This is a genomic window from Croceicoccus sp. (assembly GCF_983967925.1).
On sequence record NZ_CFETID010000032.1, the window covers coordinates 22437 to 28478 of the forward strand.

A 6042-nucleotide genomic window follows, 5' to 3' on the forward strand; every position below is an offset into this window, starting at 1 on the left:
GCATTATTTCAGAGCGTGTCCAGCCAGGCGAGCAGGCTCGTATCGCGTTTCCACGATGAAGAGTGCGCCGTCGCCACCGGCACAGCGACCTGTTCCAACGCCTTTCGCTTTGTGTCCAGATTGGCCTTCGCGTAGTGATTGGTGGTGTCGAGGCTCACATGCCCAAGCCAACTGCGGATGACCGTGATGTCTACGCCCGCCGATACAAGGTGGACGGCGGTGGCGTGACGGAAGCTGTGCGGCGTTACGTGCTTCGTTTGCAGCGGCGGCATGGTCGCAGCCGCCGCCTTCACATAGGCGGCAAGCTTGAACCGGACGCCCGAGGCGCTGAGCGGCTCTCCGTAGCGGTTGACGAACAGCCGCTGGTCTTGTGCCCGTGGCTGCCGCTCAAGCAGCTTTTTCAACAACATCACGGTTTCCGGCCAAAGCGGGCAGAGACGCTCTTTTCGCCCCTTGCCCGTAAGCCGAACGCAACTCGGGCTATCGAACCGGATTGCCTCAGGGCACATATCGAGTGCTTCCTGTATTCGCGCCCCGCTGTTGTAGAGGAACGAGAGCAACGCATGGTCGCGCATGCCTTCGAGGGTTGACTGGTCTGGCTGGGCAAGAATCGCTGCCACTTCCAGCGGATCCAGATAGCAAGGCTCAGATACCGGCGCCCGCTTGATCGGGATGTTGAGGATTTCCACGCACTGCGCGATTAAGGCAGGATCCTTGGTCGCCACAAAGTTGAAGAAGCTGCGGATCGCAGCAAGCCGGCAGTTGCGGGTGCCGATCGTGCCGCCACGGTCGTGCTCGGCGTGCCTCAGGAACGCCGCGACTTGCGCGGCGGTCAGATCGGCGAGCGAGATTATAGCAACTTTCTTTTTCGCGCGGTCAGCGACAAACCGGAGGAACAGTCGCCAGGTGTCGCGGTAGGAGCGGACGGTGTTGACGGACGCATTGCGTTGCTCGACAAGCCATTCGTAAAAGAACGCGCGCATCAGTTCCGGGAACGGATTGGCTTTGCTCATGACCGCACCTCCCGTTCGAGATTGAGGCATGGCGCGCCCACGGCCCTGAACCGTTCGTTTGCGAGATGCAGCAGATCCTGCGTGACGGTGATGTAGACCAGAGTGGAGTTGATATCCCGATGGCCGAGGTAGGTCGCGAGGAACGGCAGCCGCTCCTGCGGGTTGATCCCCAGACGGTACCATTCAAGGATACGGTTCACGACCATCGAGTGCCGAAGATCATGAACGCGAGGCCCGAACTGCCCTTGCAGTGGTTTCAATCCGGCGCGACGTACGACGTCTGTGAGCAACCAGGTGATCATTTCGGGCGTGTAGCGGGATCTGCCCTGGACGTGCCAGAACAGAGCAGAGTGCGGGTCCTGCGATGCGCCGACCTGACGCCGTGCAGCGATGTAGGCCCGGAGTTCCATCATCACACTGTCAGGAAGTGGCAGAATTCGGGTCTTGAAGAACTTGGTCTGCCGAACCGTGATGGTGCCGTCACCGGGATTAACGTCACCAAGATCCAGCCTGGCCAACTCTCCCCGCCGCAGACCCGCACAGTAGGCCAGCAACAGCATGGTGTAGATGCTCAACGGACGAAGTGTTGCCCGCGGAGAGGGATACGAACGGGCAATGTCGAGCATGCGCCGTACGTCGACAGGAGAGTAGATATGAGGCGTTCGCCACTGCTTGCGGACCTCTTTTTGGGGTCTCGGATCCGGTCGACGCCGAGGAGCTTACGGATCGCACCGCCGCTGGATTTTGGCAAAGAGGCGCTCAAGGTTTTCGCGCTCATATGCATGGTTACGCGTGCCTTTCGTCGCCGCCCATCGATCGATCATGACGCGCAGCGGCTCGGTTTCCAGTTGCGGGTTCAGTTGCAGGAACCGGTCGAACTGCAAAAGCCGCACCGGTTGCGAAGTATATTTGTATCCCCTACGGCGCATCATGGCGACATGCTCGGCCATAACCTCGCCCAGCACACTACCGAACGGTTTGGGCTGGCGCAGTGTGGCAAGAGCCTGTTCTGGATTACACGATATCAACGCGCGCCAGATCGGCATGCTCTGCTTTATATGACATGCCTGACGCAGACCTTCGACAGGGTTGTGATCAATCGCACCGGTTGCCACGAGGTGGTCGAGGAACCGATCGATGATGCGAGTGCGATGCAGGAGCGTAGATGTCGCCCAGCGAGACGCTAATTCCCGTAGCCAAGCTTGCAGCGCTTGTTGATCGAGCAACCCGTGCCGTTCAACGGCATCCTGGAAGCTATGCAGGACCTGTTGATAGCAGGTGCGGCTTTTGAGATCGCGCAGATCAAGGCTCGCGACATAGCTGCCAATGCGCGTGCGATCGGAATCAGGCCAACGGGAGATCATGCCAGCACCTCCGTTCCTGGCACATCAAGAGCGACGGCCCTCAGATCCTCGGTGGCAAGCTTGAGGTAGGGGTCTGTCGACCCGGTCGAGCGATGTCCTAACAGATCGCCAATTACCTTTTTCGGAACTGCCGCGCGCAGTAACTCGGTCGCACGAGCGTGACGGAAGATGTGGGGGCCGCACTTGCCCAAGGGATTGACGCCGGCATCCCGGAGCCTCCGCCGAACCAGGCTGTATAGCTTGTCGAGCTTGCGATAGGGCGCACGCGTCCGGATGAAGATCTCCCTGGCATCGGTCGCGGGCCGTCCAGACCGCAGGTAAGCAAGGATCGCTTCGCCAACCGGCTCCATCAAAGGAAGGAGCGTATAGGCTTGCGTTTTGCTGTGACGGACACGAACGACTTCGGCCCGCCAGTCTATGTCTTCGATCCGCATGTTACGGACTTCGCTTGCACGGAGCCCGTAGGTGGCGAGGAGTTGTAATATCGCATGGTCCCGCAAACCGGCAGTCGTCGTGTCCATGCTCGTGCTTGCCAGAACCGCGGTGATCTGGCGTCACCTCAAGGTTTGTGCGCCAGACAACGATTTGACGGACATAATAAGAACATGGGCTATGCTACGAGTTTGAGGCGGGCCATGGGATCGTTGAGTGCGCGGAACTCGCCGGGGGAGAGCCGGTTTGCCCGCTGCCAGAGATAGTCACCCGTCAAGCCGATATGCGCCCAGCCCATTGGGGAAAGGTGGGCGAGGAGCGCATCTTCGAAAGTGCCGCCGGATGCTCTGAGATGCCGGGCGGCCCTGTCCATATAGAGCGTGTTCCAATAGGATATCGCTGCGATCAGCAGGTTGAGGCCCGATGCCCGATATTCCTGATTTTCAATCGAGCGATCGGTGAACCGCCCCTGCCGGTTAGTGTAGATCGCGGCGGCGAGGGTATGACGGGCTTCGCCCTTGTTGAGACCGGCCTGGCAGGCCCGACGCAGGTCGGGCTGCTCGAGCCAGTCGAGCGTGAACAGCGTGCGTTCGATCCGGCCGAGTTCGGCCAGCGCAAAATCCAGTCTGTTCTGGCGCTTGTAGGCGGCGAGCTTGCGCAGGATCGCGGAGGGCGCGACGGCTTCCTCCTTGATGGAGGCGACGATCCTGACGATATCGTCCCAATCGGCTTCGATCGCGGCGGTCTTGATCGTGCGTCCCATGAGGCCTTCGATGCCCTTGTAGGTTGAGGGCGCGGCGATCGAGCCGAGTTTCCGGTCGGCGATGTCGCGCAGACGGGGTACGAAGCGGAAGCCGAGAAGATGGCAGAGGGCAAAGACGTGATCGGTCGCCCCGCCGGTGTCGGTGTAATGTTCATGCAGCGGCAGCGCGCCAGCGCCGAGCATGAGGCCGTCGAGCACATAAGGCGCCTCGCCGGCGGTTGCCGACATGATCCGCGATCCGAACGAGGCAAAATGATCGGACAGGTGGGAGTAGATCTTCAGGCCCGGTTCGCCGCCATATTTTGCATTTATGTCGGCTGCCGCCGATCGGCTGCGACCCGAGCGGAAGAATTGCCCATCGGAGGATGAGCTGGTGCCGGCGCCCCAATGGCGCGTGAACGGCAGATCATGGTGCGCAGCAACGATCATGCCGAGCGCGGCCTGATAGTTTTCGGGCGATAGATACCAGTTGTGCGTCCAGGCGAGCTGGGCGTAGCTCACACCGTCGCTAGCATTGGCCATCCGCTCCAGGCCCAGATTCGATCCATCGGCCAGAATGGCGGCAAGGATCGCATGCGGGTTGTCATGCTCCTTGCCGGAACGGAGATCGCGAAACGCGCTCAGGAACCCGGTGCGCTCGGCCACCTCGACCAGGAGTTCGGTGATCCGCACGCGCGGAAGCAAGGCGTCAAGCCTGCGATCGAGAGCTTCCGCCTCGGGCGGTGTGATCGCCGGCATAGGTTGCAACTTGAGCCGGTCGCGTTCAAGCGACACGCCCGCGAGCCTGTTTGCCTTGAGCTGCTTGGCGAAACGACGCAGCCGCCAGTCCAGCGTCCTTGCCCGCTCCTCCATATAGGCGGCCCCATCGGTCTGGAATGGCAGGGTGTCGGCCACCTTCCCGGCCTCGCGCCGGCTCAGCAGATAGGTGTCGAAGCGGCGATAATTGCGGGTTCCTTCGACCCATATGTCACCGGCGCGCAGCCGATCGCGCAGCGTGGCCATGATAGCCGTCTCGTAACGCCGGCGATCGACCTGGCCGCCCTCGGTGATGAGGCGCTTCCACTGCCGGTTGGCGAATGGCAGGGGAACGCCCTCGGGCAGGTTGCGTGACTTGCGCGCATTGGAATCGCGGATGATGTCGATGGCCTTGACCAGTTGCGATCCGCTTCCCGATGCCTTGAACGTGAATGCGTCGAGGAAAGCGGGGCTGAACCGCCGCAACGTCGCATAGCGTCCCGTCGCCGCGACGAGGGCATCTTCTCCCGCCAGATCGGCCAGCGCATCGACCTGCGACTTGGCCACGACCAGTCTGTGCCAGCCTACCGCTGCGTCGATCAGTTCCAGCGGATCGCCACCATGTTCGACCGCTTCTCCAAGTGCGGCGATCGTCGCGCCGAACATTCGCATGAGTTCGCCAACCGAGCGGATGCTGTCCTGATAGCGCCGTTCTCGACCGCGCCGCGCGCGCGTAAACAGGCTTCCGACAAGCCGGTCGAACATTTGGATCGCGTTGTCGGCGAGCTTGGCATCGAGGTCGATGACCGCCGCGACGAGCGTCGCGCGGCGCCTGTTGAGGCTATAATCGGAGAGCAAAAAGGCTGGCGCCGCGCCCCCTTCGCGCATGAATTGGGCGAACCGGAAATCAGGGATTTTGGTGGCGATCGTCGGGTCAATGCCGATACCGCGCACATAGCGCAACCGTTCCAGAAGACCGTTGATATTCGCCGTCGTCGGCGCTTCCTCGAAATTGCGCAGCCAGGCGAGCGGCGTCATGCCGAAGTCGCTGTTGTTGACGATCAGATCGTCGATCCGCGTCAGTTCGGCATGGCCCAGGCTTTCGACGATAATCGCCGCCGCAGCTTTGCGCGCGCGTGCCCTGCCGGCGAGCCCCGCACGTTCGAGCGTGTCGGCCGAAGGCAGAATGAAGCGTTCCTGCTTCAATCCATCCATCAACGCGCGGATAATGGGTTCGCCCCGATCGGTCCGCTCGGCAGCTTTCGCGGCGAGATCGAGTGCGAGCGGTATATCGCCTCGCCGGAAGGCACGCAGCCCCAGATGGCGTGCCGCAATGTCAGCATGATCGTTGCGCGTCTGGGCGCGCTGACCATAGGCGGCGAAAGCATCCGCATCGACGACAATCTGAGCGGCGAGGTAGTGGATGATCGCATCGGGGACGTCGATGTCGGGCTGCAAGCCGAAACCGGGATATCGCATCAAGGCGATCTGTGTGGCGAGGCCGAGACGGTTCGCGGGCCGATAGCGCCGGCCGATCAGGTCGAGATCCTCAGAGGCGAGGGTATAGTGGCCGACGATCATGGTTTCGTCATGGGGCGCATCGAACAAACGCCGCCGTTCTTCCCCGGTCAGTAATCGGCGCCGCGCCATCCTGCCTCCATCGATTCGAGGACGGCAAGGTAGCGTCAATCTGGAGTATAGCCTAACCGGACGTCAGGATGCAGCGGCGGTTTCT

The 6042-nt window shown here is 61.6% G+C and carries 4 protein-coding genes and 1 pseudogene; all 5 read right to left on the reverse strand.

Annotated features, from left to right (window positions below; translation table 11 throughout):
- Nucleotides 1-8: 8 nt before the first annotated feature.
- A complete protein-coding gene (locus AC4FIJ_RS14570) occupies nucleotides 9-1013 on the reverse strand; it encodes a tyrosine-type recombinase/integrase (RefSeq protein WP_025292317.1) in 1005 nt (334 codons plus the stop codon).
- The gene (locus AC4FIJ_RS14575; protein WP_228222510.1) at nucleotides 1010-1639 is read right to left on the reverse strand and encodes a tyrosine-type recombinase/integrase; all 630 of its coding nucleotides are present in this window, start codon (nucleotides 1637-1639) and stop codon (nucleotides 1010-1012) included. The genes AC4FIJ_RS14570 and AC4FIJ_RS14575 overlap by 4 nt, the downstream gene beginning before the upstream one ends.
- A gap of 93 nt (nucleotides 1640-1732) precedes the next feature.
- Nucleotides 1733-2377: a hypothetical protein gene (locus AC4FIJ_RS14580; protein WP_228222511.1), complete on the reverse strand. Its 645-nt coding sequence runs from the start codon at nucleotides 2375-2377 to the stop codon at nucleotides 1733-1735.
- A pseudogene (locus AC4FIJ_RS14585) lies at nucleotides 2374-2928 on the reverse strand (site-specific integrase); the annotation flags it as partial. The pseudogene AC4FIJ_RS14585 and the gene AC4FIJ_RS14580, both read right to left, overlap by 4 nt.
- A gap of 59 nt (nucleotides 2929-2987) precedes the next feature.
- Complete coding sequence (locus AC4FIJ_RS14590; RefSeq protein ID WP_490337392.1) at nucleotides 2988-5957, reverse strand: Tn3 family transposase; 2970 nt, start codon at nucleotides 5955-5957, stop codon at nucleotides 2988-2990.
- Nucleotides 5958-6042: the final 85 nt, after the last annotated feature.